The organism is Pseudoxanthobacter sp. M-2 (assembly GCF_046156265.1).
Taxonomy (GTDB): Bacteria; Pseudomonadota; Alphaproteobacteria; order Rhizobiales; family Segnochrobactraceae; genus CAMDHY01.
Genome location: NZ_JAWDIR010000046.1, coordinates 221,298 through 245,488 on the forward strand (window position 1 = coordinate 221,298; position 24,191 = coordinate 245,488).

At 71.0% G+C, this 24,191-nt stretch carries 23 protein-coding genes; 11 read left to right on the forward strand and 12 right to left on the reverse strand.

Annotation, left to right across the window (positions count from 1 at the left end; translation table 11 throughout):
• Nucleotides 1–60 precede the first annotated feature (60 nt).
• From RUR49_RS23935 to RUR49_RS23970, 8 genes are all read left to right on the forward strand, one after another.
• Complete coding sequence (locus RUR49_RS23935) at nt 61–1,521, forward strand: amidase (protein ID WP_409148960.1); 1,461 nt, start codon at nt 61–63, stop codon at nt 1,519–1,521.
• Nucleotides 1,522–1,595: 74 nt separating this feature from the next.
• Nucleotides 1,596–2,615, forward strand: a complete 1,020-nt coding sequence (locus RUR49_RS23940; RefSeq protein WP_409148961.1) for an alpha/beta fold hydrolase — start codon at nt 1,596–1,598, stop codon at nt 2,613–2,615.
• Between the two features lie 61 nt (nt 2,616–2,676).
• Nucleotides 2,677–3,141: an urease accessory protein UreE gene (gene ureE / locus RUR49_RS23945; protein WP_409148962.1), complete on the forward strand. Its 465-nt coding sequence runs from the start codon at nt 2,677–2,679 to the stop codon at nt 3,139–3,141.
• Nucleotides 3,138–3,818, forward strand: coding sequence for an urease accessory protein UreF (locus RUR49_RS23950; RefSeq protein WP_409148963.1), 681 nt, complete (start codon nt 3,138–3,140; stop codon nt 3,816–3,818). Before ureE ends, RUR49_RS23950 begins: the two co-directional genes overlap by 4 nt.
• A 9-nt stretch (nt 3,819–3,827) precedes the next feature.
• Nucleotides 3,828–4,520 carry an urease subunit gamma gene (locus tag RUR49_RS23955; protein WP_409148964.1) on the forward strand — a complete coding sequence of 231 codons (693 nt, stop codon included), beginning with the start codon at nt 3,828–3,830 and terminating at the stop codon, nt 4,518–4,520.
• Between the two features lie 2 nt (nt 4,521–4,522).
• Nucleotides 4,523–6,235: an urease subunit alpha gene (ureC, locus tag RUR49_RS23960; protein WP_409148965.1), complete on the forward strand. Its 1,713-nt coding sequence runs from the start codon at nt 4,523–4,525 to the stop codon at nt 6,233–6,235.
• 5 nt (nt 6,236–6,240) lie between these two features.
• The gene (gene ureG, locus RUR49_RS23965) at nt 6,241–6,888 is read left to right on the forward strand and encodes an urease accessory protein UreG (RefSeq protein ID WP_409148966.1); all 648 of its coding nucleotides are present in this window, start codon (nt 6,241–6,243) and stop codon (nt 6,886–6,888) included.
• Complete coding sequence (locus RUR49_RS23970; RefSeq protein WP_409148967.1) at nt 6,888–7,727, forward strand: urease accessory protein UreD; 840 nt, start codon at nt 6,888–6,890, stop codon at nt 7,725–7,727. Before ureG ends, RUR49_RS23970 begins: the two co-directional genes overlap by 1 nt.
• A gap of 473 nt (nt 7,728–8,200) precedes the next feature.
• Here the strand turns inward: RUR49_RS23970 and RUR49_RS23975 are convergent, their stop codons facing one another.
• The 7 genes from RUR49_RS23975 to RUR49_RS24005 all read right to left on the reverse strand — a co-directional run bounded on the left by RUR49_RS23975 (nt 8,201) and on the right by RUR49_RS24005 (nt 17,980).
• Nucleotides 8,201–10,516, reverse strand: a complete 2,316-nt coding sequence (locus tag RUR49_RS23975) for a VWA domain-containing protein (protein WP_409148968.1) — start codon at nt 10,514–10,516, stop codon at nt 8,201–8,203.
• 7 nt (nt 10,517–10,523) lie between these two features.
• Complete coding sequence (locus tag RUR49_RS23980) at nt 10,524–11,324, reverse strand: CbbQ/NirQ/NorQ/GpvN family protein (protein WP_409148969.1); 801 nt, start codon at nt 11,322–11,324, stop codon at nt 10,524–10,526.
• A gap of 486 nt (nt 11,325–11,810) precedes the next feature.
• The gene (locus tag RUR49_RS23985) at nt 11,811–12,644 is read right to left on the reverse strand and encodes an ABC transporter permease (protein WP_409148970.1); all 834 of its coding nucleotides are present in this window, start codon (nt 12,642–12,644) and stop codon (nt 11,811–11,813) included.
• Complete coding sequence (locus RUR49_RS23990) at nt 12,641–13,651, reverse strand: ATP-binding cassette domain-containing protein (protein ID WP_409148971.1); 1,011 nt, start codon at nt 13,649–13,651, stop codon at nt 12,641–12,643. The genes RUR49_RS23985 and RUR49_RS23990 overlap by 4 nt, the downstream gene beginning before the upstream one ends.
• Before the next feature lie 220 nt (nt 13,652–13,871).
• Nucleotides 13,872–14,447 (reverse strand): bacteriochlorophyll 4-vinyl reductase, encoded by a 576-nt coding sequence (gene bchJ, locus RUR49_RS23995; protein ID WP_409149002.1) that lies wholly within the window; start codon nt 14,445–14,447, stop codon nt 13,872–13,874.
• A 36-nt stretch (nt 14,448–14,483) separates the two neighbouring features.
• Nucleotides 14,484–16,109, reverse strand: coding sequence for a magnesium-protoporphyrin IX monomethyl ester anaerobic oxidative cyclase (gene bchE / locus RUR49_RS24000; RefSeq protein ID WP_409148972.1), 1,626 nt, complete (start codon nt 16,107–16,109; stop codon nt 14,484–14,486).
• Nucleotides 16,110–16,273: 164 nt separating this feature from the next.
• Nucleotides 16,274–17,980, reverse strand: a complete 1,707-nt coding sequence (locus tag RUR49_RS24005) for a cation:proton antiporter (protein ID WP_409148973.1) — start codon at nt 17,978–17,980, stop codon at nt 16,274–16,276.
• Nucleotides 17,981–18,263: 283 nt separating this feature from the next.
• On the opposite strand from RUR49_RS24005, the gene RUR49_RS24010 reads away from it, so the two are divergent.
• Nucleotides 18,264–19,130, forward strand: coding sequence for a universal stress protein (locus RUR49_RS24010; protein WP_409148974.1), 867 nt, complete (start codon nt 18,264–18,266; stop codon nt 19,128–19,130).
• 103 nt (nt 19,131–19,233) lie between these two features.
• Here the strand turns inward: RUR49_RS24010 and RUR49_RS24015 are convergent, their stop codons facing one another.
• Genes RUR49_RS24015 through RUR49_RS24030 form a run of 4 tightly spaced genes read right to left on the reverse strand, consistent with a single transcriptional unit; the run spans nt 19,234 to nt 21,998 of the window.
• The gene (locus tag RUR49_RS24015; RefSeq protein WP_409148975.1) at nt 19,234–19,902 is read right to left on the reverse strand and encodes a DUF2076 domain-containing protein; all 669 of its coding nucleotides are present in this window, start codon (nt 19,900–19,902) and stop codon (nt 19,234–19,236) included.
• A 32-nt stretch (nt 19,903–19,934) separates the two neighbouring features.
• A complete protein-coding gene (locus RUR49_RS24020) occupies nt 19,935–20,660 on the reverse strand; it encodes a Bax inhibitor-1/YccA family protein (protein ID WP_409148976.1) in 726 nt (241 codons plus the stop codon).
• A gap of 32 nt (nt 20,661–20,692) precedes the next feature.
• Nucleotides 20,693–21,466 (reverse strand): anti-sigma factor family protein, encoded by a 774-nt coding sequence (locus tag RUR49_RS24025; protein ID WP_409148977.1) that lies wholly within the window; start codon nt 21,464–21,466, stop codon nt 20,693–20,695.
• Complete coding sequence (locus RUR49_RS24030; protein WP_409148978.1) at nt 21,453–21,998, reverse strand: sigma-70 family RNA polymerase sigma factor; 546 nt, start codon at nt 21,996–21,998, stop codon at nt 21,453–21,455. The genes RUR49_RS24025 and RUR49_RS24030 overlap by 14 nt, the downstream gene beginning before the upstream one ends.
• A 163-nt stretch (nt 21,999–22,161) precedes the next feature.
• Here RUR49_RS24030 and RUR49_RS24035 point away from each other — a divergent pair, with 163 nt between their 5' ends.
• Together RUR49_RS24035 and RUR49_RS24040 are read left to right on the forward strand one after the other, a co-directional pair.
• The gene (locus tag RUR49_RS24035) at nt 22,162–22,629 is read left to right on the forward strand and encodes an Rrf2 family transcriptional regulator (RefSeq protein ID WP_409148979.1); all 468 of its coding nucleotides are present in this window, start codon (nt 22,162–22,164) and stop codon (nt 22,627–22,629) included.
• The gene (locus RUR49_RS24040) at nt 22,626–23,510 is read left to right on the forward strand and encodes an NAD(P)/FAD-dependent oxidoreductase (RefSeq protein ID WP_409148980.1); all 885 of its coding nucleotides are present in this window, start codon (nt 22,626–22,628) and stop codon (nt 23,508–23,510) included. The genes RUR49_RS24035 and RUR49_RS24040 overlap by 4 nt, the downstream gene beginning before the upstream one ends.
• A gap of 66 nt (nt 23,511–23,576) precedes the next feature.
• On the opposite strand, the gene RUR49_RS24045 is transcribed toward RUR49_RS24040, so the two are convergent.
• Nucleotides 23,577–23,975 carry a RidA family protein gene (locus RUR49_RS24045; RefSeq protein WP_409148981.1) on the reverse strand — a complete coding sequence of 133 codons (399 nt, stop codon included), beginning with the start codon at nt 23,973–23,975 and terminating at the stop codon, nt 23,577–23,579.
• Nucleotides 23,976–24,191 lie beyond the last annotated feature (216 nt).

The window sequence follows — 24,191 nt, forward strand, 5'->3', positions numbered from 1 at the left end:
CGCCCAGTCACTCCGCTCCCGACGACGCCCCGCACGGGCGAGAAGAAGGCCGAAGGTCCCATGTCAGCGTCATCCTCGAAATCAACCGACGAAATCTGCGCCATGGAGGCGGCGACCATCGCCGACCTCGTGAAGGCGAAGCAAATCACCGCGGTGGAGGTGACCGAGGCGCACATCGCCCGCATGGAGGCGCTGGAGCCGAAGCTGCACGCCTTCTGCACGCCGACGCCGGATCTGGCGCTCGCCACCGCCAAGGCGATCGACGCCGACATCATGGCCGGCAAGCCGGTCGGGCCGCTCGCCGGCGTGCCGGTCGGCATCAAGGACCTGATCTGCACCAAGGGGGTGCGGACGGCATCGGGCTCCTACGCCTACAAGGACTTCGTGCCGGACGAGGACGACGTCGTCGTCGAGCGCCTGCTGGCGGCCGGTGCCGTCAGCCTCGGCAAGACCAACGTGCCGGAGTTCGGCTACAGTGGCGTCGGCCACAACCCGATCTTCGAGACCACCCGCAACCCGTGGAACCTCGACATGACGCCGGGCGGCTCCAGCGCCGGCTCGGGCGCGGCGGTGGCCTCCGGCATGTGCCCGTTCGCGCTCGGCAGCGACGGTGGTGGCTCGATCCGCATTCCCGCCGCCCACAGCGGCATCTACGGCCTGAAGGCCTCGATGGGCCGCGTGCCGCTCTATCCCGGCACCAAGGACGAGCGCTATCCGGGCGTGTCGAGCTGGGAGAGCCTCGAGCACATCGGCCCGATGAGCCGCACCGTCGGTGACGCGGCGCTGATGATGTCGGTGATCGCCGGCCCCGACCCGCGCGACCGCTTCACCCTGCCCGCCGCTCCCTATGACTGGCGCGAGACGGTGAAGGGGGATCTCAAGGGCCTGAAGGTGGCGCTGTCGATCGACTGGGGCTACGCCGCCGTCGACCCTGCCGTCCGCCGCATCGTGACGGAGGCGGCGCGCGCGTTCGAGACCGACCTCGGCTGCACCGTCGAGGAGGCGCATCCCGGCTGGGAGAACCCCTTCGGCGCCTTCTGGGGCCTCGTCGCCGCCGAGACCGACCTCAAGGGCATGCGCAAGATGGTGGAGGAGCACGGCTCCAAGATGTCGCCGCACCTCGTCGCCTTCCTGACGCGGCCGTGGACGGCGGAGGAACTCACCGACGCGCTGATGGTGCGCAAGGCGGTGAACAACAAGATGTGGCGCCTGATGCAGACCTACGATCTGCTTTTGACGCCGACGCTCGCCGTGCCGCCGTTCCCGGTCCACATCCAGGGGCCCGAGAAGATCGACGGTCGGATGGTGGCGACCACCGAGTGGCTCGCCTTCACCTTCCCGCTCAACATGACCGGCCAGCCGGCGGCAACCGTGCCAGCCGGCTTCACCGAGGACGGTCTGCCCGTCGGCCTGCAGATCATTGGCCGCCACCTCGACGACGCGCTGGTGCTGAAAGCGTCCGCTGCCTTCGAGAAGGCGCGTCCGTGGGCGCATGTTCGCCCGCCGGTGCTCGACGCCTGAGCGCCGGCCTTCAAGACCGATCTGGCTCGCCTCCTGCAGGGCGGGCACCGTGACTGCGACTGGGGATAAACAAAATGAGCCTCGACTACGAAATCCATGATCTCGGCGAAGTCGTCCTGCAGCGCGGTGCGACGCTGCGCGGCTGCAAGATGGCCTACAAGACCTTCGGCACGCTGAGCCCCGCCAAGGACAACGTCATCGTCTATCCGACCTGGTATTCCGGCCAGCACTACGACAACGAGTGGCTGATCGGACCGGGCCGGGCGCTCGATCCGGCGAAGTACTTCATCATCATCCCGAACATGCTCGGCAACGGGCTGTCCTCGTCGCCCTCGAACACGCCCGAGCCCTACAACGCGGCGCGCTTCCCACTGGTGACCGCCTACGACAACGTCCGCGCCCAGCACCGCCTCGTCACCGAGAAGTTCGGCATCGAGCACATCCGCCTGGTCACCGGCTGGTCGATGGGGGCGCTGCAGACCTTCCACTGGGGCGCGCTCTATCCCGACATGATGGACACCATCGCGCCGTTCTGCGGCTCGGCGAAGTGCTCGCGCCACAACTTCGTCTTCCTCGAAGGCGTCAAGGCGGCCCTGCAGGCAGACGCCGCCTGGGACAACGGCTGGTACAAGTCGAAGCCCGAGAAGGGCCTGCGCGCCATGGCCCGCGTCTATGCCGGCTGGGGCTTCTCGCAGGACTTCTACCGCGCCGAGCTCGACCTCAAGACGCTCGGCTACTCGTCACTGGAAGACTTCCTCGTCGCCTTCTGGGAGGGCTTCTTCCTGCCGAAGGACGCGAACAACCTGCTCACCATGCTGTGGACCTGGCAGAACGGCGACATCAGCGCCAACGAGGTCTACGGCGGCGACTTCAAGAAGGCGCTGGGGGCCATCAAGGCGAAGGCCTACGTCATGCCCGGCCAGACCGACCTCTACTTCCCCGTGGCGGATAGCGAGTTCGAGGTCGCCAACATGCCGAACGCCGAGCTGATCCCGGTACCGTCGATCTGGGGCCACTTCGCCGGCGGCCCGGGCACCAACCCGGTCGACGTCGACTTCCTCGACGGCAAGCTGAAGGAGCTGCTCGCGAGCTGAGCCCGCCCGTCGCCGTTTCGCGACTCCTTGCCCCGCGTCCCAACCCGAGCACCGGATCGTCATGCTTCACATCGACAGCGTCGTCGGCAGCCGCCTCGAGGCCGATCTCCACGAGCGGCTCCACCATCTCGAGCACCACGGGGCGGTGGACGAGCTGACGCTGGCGACCGAGGACATGGCGCGCCGGCGGCTCCGGGCGACGACGCGGGGCGGCACCGAGCTCACCATCGCGCTGCCGCGCGACCAGAAGCTCTATGACGGCGCGGTGCTGGTGCTGGAGCCCGGCCGCGCCATCGTCGTGCGCGCCAAGGCGGAGCGCTGGCTGCGCCTCGCACCGCGCTCGATCGCCGACGCGCTGGCGCTCGGCTATCACGCCGGCAACCTGCACTGGCGCGTCCGCTTCGAGGGCGAGGCGGTGCTCGTCGCGCTGGAGGCGCCGGTCGAGCAGTACACGACGCGCCTCGGCGAACTGATGGAGGACCGCCGCGTCGCCACCTCGGTCGTTTCCGGCGAGGAGCCGGCGTGAGCGCGGCGGCCGGCCTGCTCGCCGCCGTCTGGCAGGCGGACACCGCCTTTCCGAGCGGCGCCTTCGCCTTCTCGAACGGGCTCGAGGGCGCCGTCGCGCTCGGCTCCGCCGACGGGCGCGAGGGTTTCGCGGCACTGGTCGAGATGCATCTGAAGCACCGCTGGCGCAGCGCCGACCGCGTCGCCCTCGTCCACGCTTTCCACGCCGCCGGCGACCTCGACCGGCTTGCGGCCATCGACTCCGCGGTGGAGGCGGCGACGCTCGTCGAAGCGCTGCGCACCGGCTCGCGCCGCCAGGGGGCCGCCCTCGTCGCTGCCCACGCCCGCATCGGCACCACCGGCGCGAGCGACCTGCAGGTGGCGCTGCGGGCGGGCCGGATGCTCGGCCATATCGCAGTCGTGCAGGGGGCGCTGTGGCGGGAGGCCGGGCTGTCGGAGGAAGCGGCGGTGGCGGTGTCGGCCTACACGGCGGTGCAGGGCCTCGCCACCGCCTCCGTCCGCCTCGGCCGCATCGGCATCGTCGAGGCGCAGGCGGTTGTGGCGGAGAGCTTCGCGACCATCACCCCGCTCGCAGCACTCGCTGTTGCCGACGACGAGCCGATCGGCAGCTTCGCCACCCTCCTCGACGTCGCTGCCGCCCGCCACGGCACGGCCGAGGTGCGGCTCTTTTCCAACTGAGGACACGCGATGCTGCTGACGCCCACCGAGCTCGAGCGGCTGACGATCTTCACGGCGGCCGAGCTCGCCCGAAAGCGCCGCGCCAAAGGGCTGAAGCTCAACCACCCGGAGGCGGTCGCCATCATCACCGACGAGATTCTCGAAGGCGCCCGCGAGGGGCGCACGGTGGCCGAGCTGATGGGCCTCGGCTCGGCGATCCTGACGGCCGGCGACGTCATGGCCGGCGTGCCGACGATGGTGCCGATCCTGCAGGTCGAATGCGTCTTCCCCGACGGCACCAAGCTCGTCACCGTCCACGAGCCGATCCGCCCGGTCGAAGGCTCCGCTGCCGACCCGCTGGTGCCCGGCGCCGTGCTCGCCGGCGAAGGCGACGTCGAGCTCAATGCCGGCCGAACTCGCGCCGCCGTGACAGTGGTCAACACCGGCGACCGGCCGATCCAGGTCGGCTCGCACTTCCACTTCTTCGAGGTCAACAAGGCGCTCGACTTCGACCGCGCGGCGGCCTTCGGCATGCGCCTCGACATCGCCGCCGGCACCGCCGTCCGCTTCGAGCCGGGCGTGGAGAAGACCGTGCCGCTGGTGACCTTCGGCGGCCGGCGCGAGGTGACCGGCCTCAACGCGCTCGCCGACGGCGCCACCGGACCGGACGCCCTGCCGGCCGCGCTCGCCCGTGCCCGCGCCGCCGGCTTCAAGGGAGCCTGAGGATGGCCGTCATCCCCCGCCGCGACTACGCCGCCCTCTACGGCCCGACCGTCGGCGACGGCGTCCGCCTCGCCGACACCTCCCTCATCGCCGTCGTCGAGAAGGACCATGCCGTCTACGGCGACGAGTGCCTGCACGGCGGCGGCAAGACGCTGCGCGACGGCATCGGGCTGGCCGCCGGCGTCACCAGTGCGGAGGGCGCGCTCGACTTCCTGCTCTGCAATGTGCTGGTCATCGATCCCGTTCTCGGCATCATCAAGGGCGACCTCGGCATACGCGACGGCCGCATCGTCGGGCTCGGCAAGGCCGGCAACCCGGCGATCATGGACGGCGTCGACCCGCGCCTGATCGTCTCCGCCGCCACCACCGTGCGCGACTGCGAGGGCCTGATCGCCACGCCCGGCGCGATCGACGTGCACGTCCACTTCGATTCCGCAGGCCTCGTCGAGCACGCCATTTCGAGCGGCATCACGACGATGCTCGGCGGCTCGCTCGGGCCGATCACGGTCGGCATCGATTCCGGCGGGCCGTTCAACACCGGCAAGATGCTGCAGGCGGCCGAAGCCTGGCCGATGAACTTCGGCTTCCTCGGCCGCGGCAACTCCCACAAGCCGGCCTCGCTCGTCGAGCAGCTGAAGACCGGGTGCCTGGGCCTGAAGATCCACGAGGACTGGGGGGCGATGCCGGCGACCATCGACGCCTGCCTGGCGGTGGCCGACGAGCTCGATTTCCAGGTGCAGCTCCACACCGACACGCTGAACGAGTCGGGCTTCGTCGAGGACACGCTGGCGGCGATCGGCGACCGCACCATCCACATGTACCACACCGAGGGGGCGGGCGGCGGCCACGCGCCGGATATCATCCGCGTCGCCGGCGTGGCGAACTGCCTGCCGTCGTCGACCAACCCGACCAACCCCTACACGGTCAACACCTTCGACGAACACCTCGACATGACGATGGTGTGCCATCACCTCAACCCGGCGATCCCCGAGGACGTGGCGTTCGCCGAGAGCCGCATCCGGCCGCAGACGATCGCGGCGGAAGACGTGCTGCACGACATCGGCGCGATCTCCATGCTCGGCTCCGACAGCCAGGGCATGGGGCGCATCCACGAGGTGATCTGCCGGACCTGGCAGCTCGCCTCGAAGATGAAGGACCAGCGCGGGCCTCTGCCGGAGGACCGGCCGGGCTTCGGCGACAACGCCCGCATCCGCCGCTACATCGCCAAGTACACGATCAACGCCGCCCGCAGCTTCGGCATCGCCGAGCACATCGGCTCGCTGGAAGACGGCAAGCTCGCCGACATCGTCGTCTGGAGGCCGGCCTTCTTCGGCATCAAGCCGGAGCTCGTCATCAAGGGCGGCTTCATCGCCTGGGGGGCGATGGGCGACAGCGCGGCCTCGCTGATGACCTGCGAGCCGGTGATGCTGCGCCCGCAATGGGGCGCCTTCGGCCGTGCCGCGCCGGCGCTGTCGGCCTGCTTCGTCCATCCGCTGGCGATCGAGAACGGGCTCGCCGCCAGCCTCGGGCTGTCGAAGCGGCTGCTGCCGGCCTCGGGCACGCGCACCCTGCGCAAGTCCGACATGCTGTTCAACGACGCCTGCCCGGACATCCGCGTCGACCCGCAGACGTTTGATGTGTTCGTCGACGGCGTGCTCGCCACCTGCGAGCCGGCGGCGGTGCTGCCGCTTGCCCAGCGCTACATGCTGCGATGACCGCGATGCGTCCCTCCCTCGCCGCCACCGCCGCGCAGGCAGCACCCTCGGCGGCCCGCGTCGGCATCGGCGGGCCGGTCGGCTCCGGCAAGACGGCGCTGATCGAGCGGCTGATCCCGGCGCTGACGGCACGCGGCGTCGACCTCGCCGTGGTCACCAACGACCTCGTCACCAAGGAAGACGCCGAACGGCTGCGCCGCTCCGGCCTGATTGACCCGGCGCGGGTATCCGCCGTCGAGGCCGGCGCCTGCCCGCACACCGTCATCCGCGAGGACCCGACCCTCAACATCGTCGCCGGCGACGAGCTGGAGGCGCGTTTCCATGGCCTCGAGCTGATCCTGTTCGAATCCGGCGGCGACAACCTCGCCTCGACTTTCTCGCTCGACCTCGTCGACTGGTGGATCTTCGTCATCGACGTCGCCGGCGGCGACGACATCCCGCGCAAGAAGGGGCCGGGGGTGGTGCGCTGCGACCTGCTGGTGGTCAACAAGACCGACCTCGCCCCGCACGTCGGCGTCGATCTCGACCGCATGCTGGCCGAGGCGAGGGCGGTTCGGCAGGGCAAGCCGGTGATTGCCACCGACCTGCGCGCCGGTCACGGTGTCGAGGACGTGGCGGACGCCATCGCCTCGGCCGTCCTGTTCCGCGACTGATGCTGGCGCCCGCGCCACCGGCCGGCCGCCGCGCCGAGGCGCGGCTCGCCTTCGCGGTCGCCGGCGGCTGCACCCGCCTCGTCCGCCAGCACGTCCCCTATCCGGTGCACGTCACCCGGCCGTTCCACATCGAGGCGGCGCGGCCGGGGCTCGCGACGCTCTACCTGCAGTCCGCCTCCGGCGGCTTCTATCGCGGCGACGACGTGGCGCTGGCGCTGGAGGTCGCCGCCGGCGCGGCGGTGCACGTCACCACGCAGGCGGCGACGGTGGTGCACGACAGCCGCGGCGAGGGCTGCCGGCAGGCGGTGTCGATTTCGGTGGGGGAGGGGGCGTTCTGCGCCTTCGTGCCGGACCCGGTGGTGATGTTCCCCGGCGCCGCCTTCGCCTCCGAGATCACCGTCGATCTCGCGCCCGGCGCGATGGCGATCCTCACCGACGGCGTCTGCCGCCACGATCCGGGAGGCCACGCCGCGGCGTTCGAGCGCTGGGACGGCGCGACCGTGGTGCGCGATACCGCCGGCCGCGTGCTACTCGCCGATCGTGGCGGCGTCGACGGCGCGGAGCTTGCCGGCCCGCGCTCGCCCCTCGGCTGCTACGCCGCCTTCGGCACCGCGCTGCTGTTGGCGCCGCCGGATCGGCTGCCGGCGCCGGTGGCGATCGAGGCGGCGGTGGCGGCGCACGGCTGCATCGCCGGCACCGGCCCCGCCCCGAACGGCGCCGGCCTCGCGGTGCGGCTTCTTGCGCCCGCCGGCGGTGCGCTGGCGCGGGCGATGGACGCCGTGTTCGCAGTCGGGTTCGAGGCGATGCTCGGGACACCGCCGGCGCGGCGGCGGAAGTAGGCACAGCGCGGCCACGCATCCCTTCTCCCGCGTCTAGCGGGAGAAGGTGCCCGAAGGGCGGATGAGGGCCGCTCCGCAGGAGCGGAAGACGCGGACTCCATCGCTCTCATATCTATGTGCCGCCGGTCGCGCGGTCTGCGCGGCAGTCGCGCGAACCCCGCAGGCGGTATGCCGTGGGGCCCCCCTCCCTACCCTCCCCCACGAGGGGGGAGGGTTTCCCTTGTGCTTGGGGCAAACGGCCTGCCCAAAAACGCAACGCGAACCCTCCCCCCTCGTGGGGGAGGGTAGGGAGGGGGGCCGCGGGCAGGGCGTCGGCCTTACTTGCCGCCCGCGCGGCTCACGCCGCGCGCCCTCATCCCCCTGCCGGGACCTTCTCCCACCTGCCGGTGGGAGAAGGGGATGCACGCGGGCGCCGTGAACACAGATGGCGTGCAGACGGATCGGCCGGTTAAGGCCCAAGCCCGCTTGGCCGCTCAGGCCCGCGACAGTCGGAAGTAGCACTCCGACAACCGCGCCGGCAGGTCGGCGATCCGTCTCAGTGCCAGGTGGTTCGAGCGGCCGAACACCGCCGCACCCGCCCCCGCGGTCCCTGCGCCGATGCCGATGCCGAAGACGTCGATGCCGCGGTGCTTGAGACCCAGCACGGCGCGGCGGGCGTCCTCGACGAGGTCCAGCGGGTCCTCGACGTCGATGTCGGCGGGCTCGCCGTCGGAGAGCACCAGCACCAGCTTGCGGTGGCTGCGGATCCCGGCGATCTCCGCGCCGGCATGGCGGAGCGCCGCGCCGAGGCGGGTCGAGAGCCCCGGCGCGAGGCCAGCGAGCCGCGACCGCGCGCCGCCGTCGTAGGGCTCGACAAAATCCTTGATGCGGACGTGGCGGACGTCGTCGCGGCCGGCGGACGCGAAGGCGGACAGGGCGAAGCGGTCGCCGAGGCTCGTCATCGCCTCGGCGAGGTGGGCGACGGCGGCGCGCTCGATGTCGAGCACGGTGACGCCCTTGTCGACGCGGTCACGGGTCGATTCCGACACGTCGACCAGCACCGAGACGGCGAGGTCGCGGGCGGGGCGGGCGCGGGTGCGGTAGAGGCGGTCGTCGGGGAGCTCGCCGGTGCGCTGGGCGATGCCGGCCTCCAGCACCGCGTCGAGGTCGAGGTCGAAGCCGTCCGGCTGGCGCTTCCTCACGCCGGCGCGGCCGATGCGGCTGGCGCGCACCAGCCGGGTGACGCGGGCGCGCAGGCCCGGCTCGCCGTCGAGAAGCCGCTCGATCACGGCCGGATCGCCCGGCGGAGCGGCGACCTCGCGCACGGTGGTCCAGTCGGGCCGCTCGATTGCGGCGGCGCGGTCCCACTCGGGGTAGCGGGCCACGACGACGCCGCGGTCGTCGGCGGCGACGCTGCGGGCCCGGCCGGCGGCGCCGCGGCGCTCCTCGGTCTCCTCGCGCTCGCGGTCGGCCTCCTCGGGCTCCTCCGTCTGGCGGAGGCGGACGGCGTCGACCGCCACCTCGACGCTCTCGACCGGCGCCGAGGGATCGTCGAAGTCCCACAGGCCGAGATTGTCGTCGCGATAGGCCGGCTCGACCACGTAGCCCTTGGCGTCGAACTGCAGGCGCGCCTGTCCGATATCGTTGCCGATCAGACCGCCGATGCGCCGGCTCATGGCGCGGTCCTCGAGGTTGCCGCTCGCGACCTCGGCCGCGAACAGCGCGCGCGCCTTCTCGACGAAGCCGCTGTCGTCGGCGTGATTCGGGTCGAACAGGGCGCGGGCGATGCGGGCGAGGATGGTGCCGGCGGTGGCGAAGCCCGCGGGTGCTGCGACATGGAACGGCGCCCACAGCCGCCGGAGGCCCGGCAGCCGGCGCATCGCCAGCGCCTCGACGCGGGCGTCCTCGATGACGCCGGTCAGCGCCAGCTGCAGGGGCTTCAGCGTGCCGACCGGCACCGGCGGGCCGGAGAAGGCTTGGTGGGCGGCGGCGTGCACGGCGGCCGCCCGGTAGAGCCGCGTCGCTTCCGCCGCCGGCACGCCGCGGAAGACCTCGGGCAGGCGGATCAGCGGACCGGCGATGTTCGCCCGCCGCGGCAGGGCGCGGTCGGCGCCGGCGGTGAGCGCGCGCAGCTGCGGCGGTTCGCCGAACAGCGCCGTCAAAAGCACCTTCAGCGGCCTCTCCACCTCGGCGAAGCCGATGCTGCCGGCGAGACGGTCGAGCACCTGGCGCGCCGCCGGGTCCTCCAGCGCGAAGAACGCCCGGCGCTTGCCCTTGTCGCCGCCGCAGGCCTTGAGCCCGGCCGAGACGAAGGCCTCGAAGCCGTGCGCACTGCCGCAGCTCTCCTGAATGCGCTCCACGGCACGGGCCGCCGGCGAGACGGACTCCGGCGCCGCCCGGGCGAGCCGCTCCAGCGCCCGCCACCACGCTTGCATCTCCTGCGGCGGCAGCCGGCGGGCGAGTCGGGGCAGGGCGTCGAGGGCGGCAAGCGTCGCCGCCTGGCCAGCATGGCGGCAAACTTCCGCCGCGCTGCGACCGACGGCGGCGTGGGTCTCCAGTCCCGCCTGTTGCTCGGCGCTCGCCCGCCAGAAGGCGATCAGGCAGGCCGGGCCGGCATTGACGAAGGCGAGCTCGATGACGGCCTCGGCCCAGCGATCGAGCGCCGCGTCGTCGGCGGCATTAGCGATCCGTGTCCAGGCGTCCTGGAAGGTCGGCCGGAGTGCCTCGCGCTGGCGCACCAGCCGGTGCAGCCGCGTCACCGAGCGGTCGGGCGGCGTGGTGACGACCGCAAGGCGTGGCGGGGGCGTCACGGGCCGCTCAGGGGAGGGCTGCGGCGATGGCGCTCGACAGCGCCTCGCGGACGTCGCGGTCGTCGGTTATCGGCAGCACGATGCTGGAGCGCACGGCAGCCTCGATGCCGACGCCGCCGCGGATCAGCCGCCCGGCGTGGATCAGCATGCGCGTCGAGGCACCCTCGTCGAGGCCGTGGCCCTTGAGGTTGCGCGACAGGGCGGCGATGTCGACGAGCCGGCCCGCGACCTCGCTCCCGACGCCCGCCTCGGCCGCGACGATCTCCGCCTCGATGGCGGCGGCGGGATAGGTAAAGTCGAAGGCGATGAAGCGCTGCTTGGTCGATTCCTTCAGGTCCTTCACCGCGCTCTGGTAGCCGGGGTTGTAGGAGACGACGAGCTGGAAGTCCTCGTGGGCGTGGACGAGCTCGTTCTTCTTGTCGAGCGGCAGGATGCGGCGGGCGTCGGTGAGCGGGTGGATGACCACTGTCGTGTCCTGGCGCGCCTCGACGATCTCGTCGAGATAGCAGATGGCGCCGTGGCGGACGGCGAGCGTCAGCGGCCCGTCGTGCCAGACGGTGCCTTCGGGCGCGAGCAGGAAGCGGCCGGCGAGGTCGGAGGCTGTCATGTCCTCGTGCGCCGCGACGGTGACCAGCGGGCGGCCGAGCCGCCAGGCCATGTGCTCGACGAAGCGCGTCTTGCCGCAGCCGGTCGGGCCCTTCAGCATCACCGGCAGGCGGTGGTGCCAGGCCGCCTCGAACAGCGCGATCTCGTCGGCGACCGGCCGGTAGAACGGCTCGGCGGCGATGCGGTAGGCGGTGAGCGGCATCGGCTTCTCCCGTGCGGGTATCGGCGACCGGACCCCTTGATCGGACCTGCAAGCAAAAAAGGCGCCCGCTGCCCGCAAATGCGGACGGCGAAGGCGCCTCTGTCGGTGAGGGATGGGCCGCGACGTCGCTGGCGACGGCCCGAACGGCGGCCACGGCCACCGGAGTGCATTTCAGCACCGGACGGGGGCGATCACAACGGGAATGTGGGGGCTCTCGAACGTTGCCACGGCCCTCTCCCCGCTCTCGAGGTCATTCCCGGCCTTGTGCCGGGAACCCATTCGGTGCCGCAGGTGGGACATCGCGAGGGGGTCGGGCGGGGCTGTCGTTGCATGGGTTCCCGGCACAAGGCCGGGAATGACGACGGAGAGGAAGGAAAATGATGACTGAAGCGGCGGCGAAGGAATGACGACTGCTCGTCGGCGGGTGGCTCAGAGGGCGGGGCGGCAGCAGTGGCCACGGGCACCTGTTTCCCGCCACCCCGCCCCTCACCGCCGCCGGTAGAGAACCAGCGTCACGGGCGCCAGCACCAGCGTCAGCAGCACCGGGGCGGCGAGCGCCAGCGCCACCTCGCTGACCGTCGCGGTACCGGCCATGAGGCCGCGCATGGCCGTCGTCATGAACGACACCGGATTGACGTCGACGAAGGACTGCAGCCAGTCGGGCATCGTCGCCGGGTCGACCATGATGTTGGAGGCGAAGTTGATCGGGAAAAGGAAGGCGAAGCCGATGGTCATCACCGCCGTCGGCGTCTTCAAGAGCAGCCCGAGGACGAGGAAGATCCAGCCGACCCCGAAGCCGATGACGAGGAGCAGCAGGAACGCCGCGACGACACCGACCACGCCCGCCTCCGGCCGGTAGCCGAGCGCGAGCCCGATGCCGAGGATGATGCCGCCGGCGATCAGATGGCGCAGGATGTCGCCCACCATCAGGCCGGCGAAGGGGGCGAGCGGCCAGATCGGCAGGGAGCGGAAGCGGTCGAACAGCCCCTTGCCGAGGTCGGTCGACAGCCCCATGCCGGAATAGACGGCGTTGAAGACCACCGTCTGCACCAGGATGCCGGGGATGAACACCTGCAGGTAGTCACCGGGTGAGCCAGCCAGCGCGCCGCCGAACACGAAGGTGAACAGCAGCGTGAACATGATCGGCGTCATCACAAGGTCGAACAACTGCTCCGGCACGTGGCGGAACTTCAGCACCGCCCGCCAGCCGAAGACGAGGGCGTTCGAGAACGCCGACGGCGGCCGCGGACGCGCGACGGGGCGCAGCAGCGGGGTGCCGGTCTCTGTCATCGGCGCGTCGCTCATCGGCGCATCGCTCATGGCCTGACCTCCTGCGCCGGCGCCGAGTCGCCGCCGCCGGTGAGCGCGAAGAACACCTCGTCGAGGCTCGGCGAGGCCATCGAGAAGTCCGACAGCTCGATGCCCGCCGCGATGAGGGCGGCGAGCGCCTCGTTTGCCGCCTGCGGGGTGCCGGCCATCACCGACAGCCGCGCGCCCTCCGGACTGCGCTTGACCACCGCGCCGAGGCGGGCCGCGAGCAGCTCCGCCGCCGCATCGAGGCGCGTGGGGTCGGCAAGCGCCACGTGCAGGAAGCCTGAGCCGACGGCGGCCTTCAGCTCGCGGCTGGTGCCCTCGGCGATCTTGCGGCCGTGGTCGATGACGACGATGCGGGCGGCGAGCTGGTCGGCCTCGTCGAGGTATTGCGTCGTCAGGAGGATCGTCACGCCGCCGGCGGCGAGCGCCCGGATGAGGCGCCAGACGTCCTGGCGCGCCTTCGGGTCGAGGCCGGTGGTCGGCTCGTCGAGGAAGAGCAGACCCGGCGTCACCACCAGCGAGGCGGCGATGTCGAGCCTTCGCCGCATACCGCCCGAATAGTCCTTCACCTGCTTGGAAGCCGCATCAGAGAGGTCGAAGGCAGCGAGCAGCTCGTCGGCCCGCGCCCCGGCGCTCCGGCCGCGGAAGCCCCACAGGCGGGCGAGCAGGATCAGGTTCTCGCGCCCCGTCAGGTCCTCGTCGAGCGAGGCGAACTGGCCGGTCACCGCGATCTCGCCGCGCACCGCCTGCGCATCCGCCACCAGGTCGTGGCCCATCACCGTGGCGGTACCGGCGTCCGGCGTCGACAGCGTCGCGAGCATGCGCATCAGCGTCGTCTTGCCGGCGCCGTTCGGGCCGAGGATGGCGAAGATCATGCCGCGCGGCACGTCGAGGTCGATGCCGTCGACGGCGCGCATCGTCCCGAAGACCTTGACGAGCCCGCGCGCCCTGACCGCGAGCGGCGTGCTGTCGGGAACGGTCGGGGGGCGACCGGCGATAGCTGGCGCGTCCATGACGGCGCTCCGTTCGGCCGGACTGCACGAGCGGGACGAGGCTCCGCGGCCCGCCGGCGCGGCCGACGGCCGGGCGGGGAGGCGACGGCATACACCAGCTTGGCGGGAAAGGCGACGGCGCCACCCGTCCCGCTCACAAGGTTCTGAACGGCGGCGACGTTGGTGCGTCGGCCCCGGCTAAAGACATCCGCCCATCGCCGGCTCCGGCGGCGTTGGTCGCTCAGTCCGCCCGCCGCCAGCGCACCACCTCGAAGCGGCAGGTGTGCGATCCCGGCTGGGCGCCGCAGCGCGTCTCGACGCAGCGCACGCCGGGGTGCACGAGGCGCGCATAGAGTCGCTCGAAGACGGCGGCGTGCCAGTGGCAGAGCGGCGCCGGGCCGTGCTCGCCGCGGACGAGCGGATTGTGGTCGATCTCGAAGGTCCACGGATCGACGGCGCGGACCGTGCCGGAGCCCGCGAACGTCCAGGCGTGGCGGGCGATCGCCTTCGACAGCGCGCGGGCGGCGAGCGGCGCCGGCAGGAGCTTCAGCACGGCCTGCGCCATGCGCGGGATGCGGTGGGCGAGGATGTAGTCGCCGGTGGCGAAGCCCGCCTCGCGGGCGAGGTCCGGGGCGCGGGCGGGAAACTCCGCCCGCAGCCGCCGGTGCAGGCGGGCGGCGTCACCCTCGGGGATCATGTGCTCGCCGTCCGGCAGGCCCTTGAGGCCGGCGTCGGCGAGGAGGCCTGCGGCGCGCTCCGGCCCCTCGTGGCGCTCGAGGACGGCGACGAGCTGGAGGACGGCGTTGGGGCCGATCAGGCCGGCGTGTGATCCGGTGAGCGGGGCGGCGCCATCTCAGCCCGCCTCCATCTGCTCGGTGCCGCCCCCGCAGACGCGGGCCGCGCCGCGCTCCTTCATCTGCGCCCGGACCGCCTCGCGCCGCTCGGTGGCGCGCGCCGCCCGGTCGGCTGCGGCCTCCCAGTCGTCGACCTGCGCCTCGGCGATCTGGCGCGTCTCGTCGAAGTGGAAGTCCACCGTCGCCTTCGTCTGCGGCCCCCAGTAGCCGGCCTTGCCGAGGTCGTAGAAGGTGCGCTGGAAGCCCGCCTTCAGGAAGGCGTAGAGGCAGCCGAGCAGATAGCGCCGGCGGAAGCCCGTGCCCCGCCACGGATAGTGGAACAGCGCCTTCTTCATGTAGAAGCGGCGGTAGTTGTTCATGACGCCATCGAGCAGCTCGCCGCGCTCCATCGCCGCCGGCTTCATGATCGGCGTGACGAAGTTGTACTTCGAGAAATCGAAGACCTCGACCTTGTCCTTGAGGTCCTGGAACAGCGGGGTGAACGGCCAGGGCGTGTACATCGACCAGTTTGCGAGGTCGGGCTGCCAGTCCCACGCCATCTTGTAGGTCTCTTCCAGCGTCTCGGCCGTCTCGTTGTCCAAGCCGACGATGAACTGCGCCTCGACGAGGATGTCGGCCTCGCGTAGGAGCCGGATCGCCGTCTTGTTCTCGTCGACCTTCGTTTCCTTGTTGAACTGGTCGAGCTTCATCTGCGCGGCCGCCTCGGTGCCGAGGCTGACATGGACGAGGCCGGCCTTGCGGTAGAACTTCAACAGGTCGCGGTCGCGGTAGATGTCCGTCACCCGCGTGTTGATCCCCCATTTGACGCGGTCCGGCAGGCCACGGGCGATCAGTTCCTCGCAGAAGGCGATGAACTTCTTCTTGTTGATGGTGGGTTCCTCGTCGGCGAGGATGAAGAAGCCGACGCCGTGGTTCGTCACGAGATCCTCGATCTCGTCGACGACGTCCTTCGGCTCGCGGACGCGGTAGTCGCGCCAGAACTTCCACTGCGAGCAGAACGAGCAGGTGAACGGGCAGCCGCGGGCAAGGTTGGGGATCGCCACGCGCGTGCCGAGCGGGATGTAGATGTATTTCGCCCACTCGAGGATCGACCAGTCCGGCTTGATCTTCGACAGGTCCTTGACGGTGGAGGCGGCGGGCGTCGCGACGATCTCCTCGCCATCGCTGAAGGCGAGGCCGTGGATCGCCCGCCGGTCGGCCGGCCAGCGGCCGTCGCGGATGGCGCTCATCAGCGCCGTGCAGATCTCCTCGCCCTCGCCGCGGACGATGACGTCCACCCACGGCGCTTCGCTCAGCACCTGCTTGTACATGAAGGTGGCGTGCACGCCGCCGAGCACCCGGACCGCCCGCGGCGCCACCTCGGAGGCGATGCGCAGCACCTCCTCCGCGCGGTAGATCGAGGGGGTAATCGAGGTGACGCCGACGACGTCGGGGGCGCAGGCGGCGATCTTGCGGGCGAGTTCCTCGTCCGGGATGTTGTCCGTCATCGCGTCGATGAAGTGGATGTCGTCGAACCCCGCCTGCCGCAGGTGGCCGGTGAGGTAGGCGACCCAAGCGGGTGGCCAGGTGCCAGCGATCTCGGCGCCGCCTGACCGGTAGTTCGGGTGGACGAACAAGATCCTCATGCGACTGCCTCCCCTTCTTGTAAGGTGAAGATTACAGTCGATATCGATCCTTGAACTTGACGCAGATCAAGCCGGTTGGCGGCGCAGGAACGGGACGGGCGCGGCACGGAGGCTCCGGAGAGCTGTTGACCCAGCGATCACCCGGGCCGAGGAGCGACGATATCTTAGATGCCCAATCGCTCTTCGGTGGCGATCCGTGGAAACGGCGTTCGCTCCTCCGCCTCGGCGCCACACAGAAGCGCCACCGCCCGGTCGGCGGCGTCCTGGAACGGCTCGAGCACCATGTCCGCCCCGGCGCTCAGCATCACCTGCGTATCGCTGGCGCTGTGCGAGGCGACGGCAACGCGGCCGTTGAAGCCGGCCGTGCGGGTCAGCTGGATGAGGGTCCGACGGGTATCCTCGTGACTGAGGCCGGTGGGGTGGATCGGCACGGTCGAGACGATCCACGCGGCGCCCGCCAGCGGCAGTTCCGTCACGAATTCCGGATCCGTCGCATCGCCGAACTCCGTATCGAGACCTAGCTCGCGCCAGCGCCGGACCGCCAGAGGATTGAAGTCGACACCCAGCACGCGGATGCCGCGCTTCTTCAGGCGCAGCCCGAGCGCCGTGCCGAACCGCCCGAGCCCGAAGACGATCACCGTGTAGGCGTCACCCTGGTGGCTGCCCGCCTCGCTCGGCTCGCGCGGCGTGCCCTTGCGCTCGAAGCCGCCGAGCAGCGGCTCGCACCACGCATAGAGCTGGTGAGAGTAGGTGATCATGTAGGTGGACGCAGCGATGGTCACGAGGCCGACCATCGTCACCAGCCCGAGGGCGTCCTCGCCGACATGACCAAGGCTGACGCCCATGGCGATGAAGATCAGGGAGAACTCGCTGATCTGCGCGACAGTCAGGCCTGCGAGGAACCCGGTCCGCTTGCGGTAGCCCATGGCACCCATGATCGCGAGCACGATCAAGGGATTGCCGATCAGCACGAAGAGCGAGAAGACGATCGCGCCGGTGATGTGGGCCCCCAGCAGCGAGAGGTCGAGCGTCGCCCCGAGGGCGATGAAGAAGAACAGCAGCAGGAAGTCGCGCAGCGGCGCGAGCCGGGCGGCGATGGTTTCGCGGTAGGGGGTGGAGGCGAGCGCCACGCCGGCCATCAGGCCGCCCACCTCCTTGCCGAGACCGACCGCATCGCCGATCGCCGCAAACATCGCCGCGAGTGCGATGGCGAAGATCACCAGCAGTTCCGGTGCTCTGGCGAGCCGCTCGGTCAGTGGGTCGGCGAGATAGCGCACGAACACGACGACGCCGACGATCAGGGCGATGCCCGAGGCGAGTGCGGAGACCAGCGAGCCGCCGCCATGCCCGTCTCCCGGCGTGCCGACGCCGATGGCGGAGAGCAGGATCATCGCCAGAACGACGACCAGGTCCTGGACGATGAGGAAGCCGAGCGCGATCTGGCCGTGCAGCGCATCGATCTCGCGCTTGTCGGACAGGAGCTTCACGATGATGATCGTCGAGGAGAATGTCAGCGCCACCGCCACATAGAGGCTGGTGACGTGGCCGAGGCCGAGGGCGAGCCCGATCAGGTAGCCGAAGAACGCGGTGAAGGCGACCTGGCCAAGGCCCGTCATCATCGAGACGGCACCGAGCGACCGGATCAGCTTCACGTCGAGCTTGATGCCGACGAGGAACAACAGAACGGCGATCCCGAGCTCCGACAAAAGGTCGATCTGGTCATTCGATCGCACGACGTCGAGCGCCGAGGGGCCGGCGATCAGGCCGACTGCGATGAAGCTGACGATCAGCGGCTGGCGCATGAGGAGGCCGACGAGACCGATGCCGGCCGCCATGGCGAGCAGAAGTGCCACTTCGGCGAATGGTGTCATCAGCGGCATCGGTTCTCCTCGTCGATGCGGAGAGAGGCCGCGAGAGCGGACCCGCCCCCGGCGGTGGTTGTCGAGATCGGTCGGGCGTCGCGCGCGACGGTGCGCCGACACCGCCGGCGGCCGACGGTCCCCCCGCCCGATCGAGATCCGGGCGCCGACAGCCGCATGTCCGTCCTCAACCGTAGTGTCGAAGCGACCAGTTCAATTGATTTGCGTCAACCCAAGATCAAATTCAGTATGCTGAATTCGCCACGGGAGACAATATATCTGCGAGGAGTGTCGGATGCCGAAGATCATGCTTGCGACGGATTTCTCGGAAAGATCCGACCGTGCACTGCGTCGGGCGATCCTGATGGCGAAGGAGATCGACGCGGGGTTGGTTCTCTTGCATGTGGTCGATGACGACCGGCCGCGCCGTATTGTCGAGCGGGACCGAGTGGATGCCGAAGCGTTGCTGCAGGAGCTCGCCGCCACGGTGCGCAGCGTGGACGACGTCGCCTGCGAGGCGCGTGTGATGCTGGCCGATCCGTTCGCCGGCATCCTGCAGGCGGTCGCCGAGGGTGAGCCGGACCTGTTGGTGATCGGGTCGCACCGTCGGCGGCTGCTGAGGGACGTCTTCGTCGGGACGACGGCGGAGCGCACGATCCGCGCCGTTACCACGCCCGTGCTGATGGTGAATGCGCCCCCCGTCGGACCCTACCGGCACATCCTGCTGACCACCGATCTCTCGGAGGGCTCCCGCGAGACCCTGCAGGTCATGGGCAGGCTGAAGTTCGGCGCGCATGCGGCCCGGACGGTGCTGCATGTCTATGCCGCGCCGGCGCTGCGCCTCGCCATGGCGCATTCGCTGTCGAACGAGGACCAGGAGGACTACCTGCACCAAGAGCGTGCCGCGGCGTTGCAATCCCTGGCGGAGCTGATGGCCGCGTGTGGAGCCGGGGACGCGGCGGCGATCGCCCGTCATGACGGCACGACGGTCGCCAACGAGATCCTTACGGCGGCGGCGGAGCTGAAGGCGGATCTCGTCGTCGTCTCGACCCACGCCAAGACGTCGCTCGCACGGATGTTCCTCGGCAGCGTGACGGAGCAGGTGCTGCGGACGTCGCCGCTCGATGTCCTCGCCGTCCCGCCGGAGCTTGCGCGGAGATAGCGCGCCGTCGGAGATGTCGGACGAGGGCGCCGCCCCGGTGGCCGGGGCGGCGGTTTCATGTCGTGGGCACGGCGAGCCCGTTTAGGCGCACCCGCGCGGTCGATCAGAGCTCGTCGCCGCCGAAGAAGCTGTCGAAGAAGCCGCCGCCGCCCTCGTCGCCGCCTCCCATGTCCGCGGCACCGACGTCGTCGGCGGGGGGCTCGTCGGCCGGCGGTGCGGCGGGCTCGGCCGCCTGGGCCTGATCGCCCTGGAACATGCCGGCGATGGCGCTGCCGAGCAGCATGCCGCCGGCGACGCCCATCGCCGTCTGCGCCGCGCCGGCGAGGAAGCCGCCGCCCGGACGCTGCGCCATGCCTGCGGCACCCATGCCCGCCGCTCCCATGCCGGCGGCACCGGCACCCGGTGCCCCCATGCCGGGCGCTCCCATCGGCTGGGCCGCCATCGGCTGGGCCCCCATGCCGACGCGTGGCACCGTCCGCGGCCGCGCCGGCTCGCGGGAGCCGCCGCCGAACAGGCCGCCGAGCAGTCCGCCCCCGCCGGCCGGGCGGGCGGAAAGCTCCTGCTCGAGTTCCTCGATGCGGGCCTGCGCTGACTGCAGGGCGTAGTCCTGCATGACGATCGTCTGGGCCATGTAGTAGGGCGCGCCGGGCTGGCGGGCGATCTCGGCGCGGATGAACGCCTCGGCCTCGCCATCGCGCGGCGGCGACTGGCTCTCGACCTGGTTGAGGCGCTGGAACAGGCCCTCGATCGCCTGGCGGTCGCTGTTGTCCATCGGTGTGGCTCCGTGCTGGTACCGAGAGGGTGTCACTCCTCCCGCTGACCGGTGAAGGCCAGCAGAAGCTGGAAGATGTTGACGAAGTTGAGGTAGAGCGACAGCGCGCCGGAAACGGCGAGCTTCTGCAGGGACTCGTCGCCGAAGTGTTCGGCGTACTGCTCCTTGATCGACTGGGTGTCCCACGCCGTCAGGCCGACGAAGACGAGGACGCCGATCACCGAGATGGCGAACTGCAGCGCCGTCGAGCCGACGAACAGGTTGACGAGGCTCGCGATCACCACGCCGATCAGCCCCATGATCAGGAACGAACCGAACTTCGACAGGTCCCGCTTCGTCGTGTAGCCGTAGAGGCTGGTCGCCCCGAACATCGCCGCCGTGATGAAGAACGTCCGGGCGATGCTGGTGCCGGTGAACACCAGGAACACCGACGACAGCGACAGCCCCATGACGGCGCAGAAGGCCCAGAACATCAGCTGGGCGGTGGCGGCCGTCATCGTCTGGATGCGGAAGGCGAAGAAGAACACGAAGGCGAGCGGCGCCAGCATCACCACCCACTTCAGCGGGGTGGAGAAGATCGGCACGTAGAGGGCCGGCGTCGAGGCGACGATGAAGGCGACGAGGCCCGTCATCACCAGCCCGAGGCCCATGTAGTTGTAGACGCGCAGCATGTGGCGGCGCAGGCCCTCGTCGAAGACGGCGCGGTCAATGGGGGCGGCGACGGTGCCGCGCGGGAAGCCGAAACCTGCGTTGGTCATGGGCGAAGCCTCGTCCGGTTGCGTTGAAGGGGTCAGTGGAGGGTGCGGGCCAGCCGGTCGGCCGCCCGGTCGAGATCGTCGCCCTCGCCGGTGGCGGCGACGAGCGCATAGGCGACGTCGCCCACCTGCCAGTGGGCGGCGCTGAGCTCGCCCTCGGTGGTCACCGTCGGCGAAACGACGTCGAAGCCGCCGGGCCGCACCGCGAACAGCGAGGCGGCGCCGAGCTCGGGCGACTGCAGCGCCATCTCGACGCTCGGCCCGTAGGCGGAGGGGAACACCTGCACGTCGCGCACCTGCCAGCCCTCCGGCAGCTCCGGCAGCACCACGGCGGTGGCGGCGCGGATCTCCTGCGGGTCGAAGGTGCGCACCTCCGGCTGGGACGCCATCTCGGCGCGCAGCAGCACGGTGCGATGCGCCATAACGGCGGCCGCGACGTAGGAGGGGGGCTGCGTCGAAGCGGCGACGTCGCCGACGGTGAGCGCCCCGAACTCGGCGTGGGCGATCCAGCCGGCGCCGACGAGCAGCACCAGCGCGGCGGCGCGGCGGACGTGGCCGATCACCACCCCGCGCCGGAGCCCGCGCTGCAGCCGGCGGGCGGCATCGGTGGTGGAAGGGCGACGGGGCAGGGCGGTCTCGGCGAGCGCCAGCCGCAGTTCGTCACGGGTGCGCAGGTCCGCCATGACGCGCATCGCCAGCGCCGGCTGGCCGGAGAGGTATGCCTCGACGGCGATGCGGCGTGGTGCCGACAGCTGGTCGTCGACATAGGCGTCGAGCTCGAACTCGCTCACCGGTTCAGTGTGGCTCATCGTTGCCTCCGACGATCCTCAGGCGCGGCGCGGGACCCGACAGCGGCGTGCCGTCCTCCACCGCCCTCAGCGCCGCGCGCGCCCGGGCGAGGCGCGACATCACCGTGCCGACCGGCACCCCGAGGGAGGCTGCCGCCTCCGCGTAGGTGAGCCCCTCGATGGCGACCAGATGCAGGGCGGCCCGCTGGTCGTCCGGCAGCGCCAGGAAGGCCTCGCGCACCTCGGCGAGGCGCACGGAATGTTCCTGCGCCGCCGGCGCCGCCGTCTCGCTCACCTCCGCCACCCGGGTCGCGCCCGCCGTCTCGCCCCGCCGCCGGCGCAGGCGGTCGATGAAGCAGTTGTGCAGGATCGACATCAGCCAGACGCGCAGGTTGCGGTCGTGCCGGAAGGTGGCGCGGCGCTCGTAGGCGCGCACCAGCGTGTCGTGCACGAGGTCCTCGGCCTCCTCGCCGCCGCGCGACAGCGACCCGGCATAGCGGCGCAACGCGCCGAGCTCGGCCAGCACATCGAAGCGGTCGGGAGTGTCGCTCATGCCCCGTATACGGAGCGCCCCCCGCTGCTAGTCCACGGGCACGCGAAAAAAAAACTTCGGCCGCGCGCGCTCACCCTGCGCGCCAGGTGGGAGGCGACGGCTTCCGTTCCCGCGGGCGCCGGCCGGTTGACGGCCGCCGGCAATTCGTAATAACGAATGTTACATGAACCGTGACAGCCGCCTCTCCTCCGTTCTGCACGCCCTCCTGCACATGGCCGACGCCGAGGCGCCGATGACCTCGCAGCAGCTGGCGGTCTGCATGAACACCCATCCCGTCGTCGTGCGGCGGACGATGGCGCACCTGCGCGAGGCGGGGCTTGTGCGCTCCGGCAAGGGGCCGGGCGGCGGCTGGTCGATCGCCTGCGACCTCGCGACCGTGACGCTGCGCGACGTCCATGCCGTGCTCGGCGAGCCGGCGGTCTTCGCCATCGGCAACCACAACGACCGCCCGGCCTGCCTGGTCGAGCAGTCGGTCAACGCCGTGCTGGACGACGCCTTCCGGGCCGCCGAGGCGCTGCTGCTCGCGCGCTTCCAGGCGGTGACGCTCGCCTCGCTTGCGGCGGAGTTCTCCCGCCGCTTCGCCGCGCACCGCGCCGCTCCCATCCTCGCGTCCTCGGAGGACCCCCAATGATCCATGACGTCATCGTCGTTGGCGGCAGCTATGCCGGCCTTTCCGCCACCTTGCAGCTCGCCCGCGCCCGCAAGTCCGTGCTGGTGATCGACGCCGGCCGGCGCCGCAACCGCTTCACCGCCCACGCCCACGGCTTCCTCGGCCACGACGGCTGGGAGCCGGGCGCCATCGCGGCGAAGGCGCGCGAGCAGGTGCTCGCCTATCCGACCGTGCGCTTTGTGGCCGACGAGGCGACCGGCGCCGCCGCCACCGCAGATGGCTTCACCGTCACGCTCGCCGGTGGCGAAACGTCGACCGGCCGCCGCATCGTGCTCGCCCCCGGCGTCGAGGACACTCTGCCCGACGTACCGGGGCTCGCCGAGCGCTGGGGCAAGGGCGTCTACAACTGCCCCTATTGCGACGGCTATGAGCGTGGCGGCGGCCCGCTCGGCGTGCTCGCGGTGGGCGAGCTGTCGATGCACCAGGCGATGCTGATCCCGGAGTGGGGGCCGACGACGCTGTTCACCAACGGCGCCTTCGAGCCGACCGCCGAGCAGATGCAGCAGCTCGCCGCGCGCGGTGTGCGGGTCGAGCCAGTCCCCGTCTCGCATCTCGTCGACGCTGCGAGCGTCGTGCTCGCCGATGGCCGCGTCGTGGCGCTTGCCGGCCTGTTCACCGCCGGTCGGACACGGCCGAACGGCACGCTCGCCCATGATCTCGGCTGCATGCTGGAGGAGGGGCCGACAGGACCCTTCATCGTCACCGATGCGATGAAGCAGACGAGCGTGGCGGGCGTCTTCGCCGGCGGCGACGCCGCGCGGCCGGCAGGCTCGGTTGCGCTCGCGGTCGGCGACGGCGCCATGGCGGGCATCGCCACCCACCGCTCGCTGCTGATGGGATGAGGCCGGCTGCGGCGGCATCGCCGCGCGGCCGTCGCGCCACGGCGCGATGTCGCCCGATGCCGTCGCTCAGGCTGCCTCGGGCAGCTTCGCGATCACCTTGATCTCGGCGTCGAAGCCGGCGAGCCAGGTGACGCCGAGGGCGGTCCAGTTCGGGTAGGGCGGCTCGCCGATCATCTCCTGGCGGACCGCCATGAAGGTCTCGAACTGCGCGGCCGGATCGGTGTGGAAGCTCGTCACGTCGACGACATCGTCGAACGTGCAGCCGGCGGCCGCGAGCACGGCGTTGAGGTTGGCGAAGGCGAGGCGGACCTGCTTCTCGTAGTCCGGCTCGGCCGAGCCGTCCTCGCGGCTGCCGACCTGGCCGGACACGAACAAGAAGCCGCCGGAGCGGACGGCGGCCGAGTAGCGGTTGATCTCGTAGAGGGCCTGCCGGCCGGCGGGAAAGACGGCGTCGCGCTTGGTCATCGGTGTGGTCTCCAATTGCATGCGGTGGACCGCCCGCGCGAGGGCGCGCGGTCGTCCTGCCGGCGGGGGACGAGCGGTTGGTGTCGTACGGCCCATCTTCCGGGCGTGATGCGGATGGCTGGCCACGGATGGCCGGCCGAAGCGGGCCTTGCTGGCGTCCACGGATGCCGGCATAATCCATCATACGCTGCGTATGTCAACTAGCATACGACGCGT

What these genes read in the sequence shown, in the direction of transcription:
- RUR49_RS24010 (WP_409148974.1), top strand. Translation starts at nt 18,264, where the DNA reads ATGCCGAAGATCATGCTTGCGACGGATTTCTCGGAAAGATCCGACCGT.
- RUR49_RS23935 (WP_409148960.1), top strand. Translation starts at nt 61, where the DNA reads ATGTCAGCGTCATCCTCGAAATCAACCGACGAAATCTGCGCCATGGAG.
- RUR49_RS23940 (WP_409148961.1), top strand. Translation starts at nt 1,596, where the DNA reads ATGAGCCTCGACTACGAAATCCATGATCTCGGCGAAGTCGTCCTGCAG.
- RUR49_RS23980 (WP_409148969.1), bottom strand. Translation starts at nt 11,324, where the DNA reads ATGCCGCTCACCGCCTACCGCATCGCCGCCGAGCCGTTCTACCGGCCG.
- RUR49_RS24015 (WP_409148975.1), bottom strand. Translation starts at nt 19,902, where the DNA reads ATGGACAACAGCGACCGCCAGGCGATCGAGGGCCTGTTCCAGCGCCTC.
- RUR49_RS24045 (WP_409148981.1), bottom strand. Translation starts at nt 23,975, where the DNA reads ATGACCAAGCGCGACGCCGTCTTTCCCGCCGGCCGGCAGGCCCTCTAC.
- ureC (WP_409148965.1), top strand. Translation starts at nt 4,523, where the DNA reads ATGGCCGTCATCCCCCGCCGCGACTACGCCGCCCTCTACGGCCCGACC.
- ureE (WP_409148962.1), top strand. Translation starts at nt 2,677, where the DNA reads ATGCTTCACATCGACAGCGTCGTCGGCAGCCGCCTCGAGGCCGATCTC.
- RUR49_RS24005 (WP_409148973.1), bottom strand. Translation starts at nt 17,980, where the DNA reads ATGACACCATTCGCCGAAGTGGCACTTCTGCTCGCCATGGCGGCCGGC.
- RUR49_RS23970 (WP_409148967.1), top strand. Translation starts at nt 6,888, where the DNA reads ATGCTGGCGCCCGCGCCACCGGCCGGCCGCCGCGCCGAGGCGCGGCTC.
- RUR49_RS24040 (WP_409148980.1), top strand. Translation starts at nt 22,626, where the DNA reads ATGATCCATGACGTCATCGTCGTTGGCGGCAGCTATGCCGGCCTTTCC.
- RUR49_RS24030 (WP_409148978.1), bottom strand. Translation starts at nt 21,998, where the DNA reads ATGAGCGACACTCCCGACCGCTTCGATGTGCTGGCCGAGCTCGGCGCG.
- RUR49_RS23955 (WP_409148964.1), top strand. Translation starts at nt 3,828, where the DNA reads ATGCTGCTGACGCCCACCGAGCTCGAGCGGCTGACGATCTTCACGGCG.
- RUR49_RS24025 (WP_409148977.1), bottom strand. Translation starts at nt 21,466, where the DNA reads ATGAGCCACACTGAACCGGTGAGCGAGTTCGAGCTCGACGCCTATGTC.
- RUR49_RS23985 (WP_409148970.1), bottom strand. Translation starts at nt 12,644, where the DNA reads ATGAGCGATGCGCCGATGAGCGACGCGCCGATGACAGAGACCGGCACC.
- RUR49_RS24020 (WP_409148976.1), bottom strand. Translation starts at nt 20,660, where the DNA reads ATGACCAACGCAGGTTTCGGCTTCCCGCGCGGCACCGTCGCCGCCCCC.
- RUR49_RS23990 (WP_409148971.1), bottom strand. Translation starts at nt 13,651, where the DNA reads ATGGACGCGCCAGCTATCGCCGGTCGCCCCCCGACCGTTCCCGACAGC.
- bchE (WP_409148972.1), bottom strand. Translation starts at nt 16,109, where the DNA reads ATGAGGATCTTGTTCGTCCACCCGAACTACCGGTCAGGCGGCGCCGAG.
- RUR49_RS24035 (WP_409148979.1), top strand. Translation starts at nt 22,162, where the DNA reads ATGAACCGTGACAGCCGCCTCTCCTCCGTTCTGCACGCCCTCCTGCAC.
- ureG (WP_409148966.1), top strand. Translation starts at nt 6,241, where the DNA reads ATGCGTCCCTCCCTCGCCGCCACCGCCGCGCAGGCAGCACCCTCGGCG.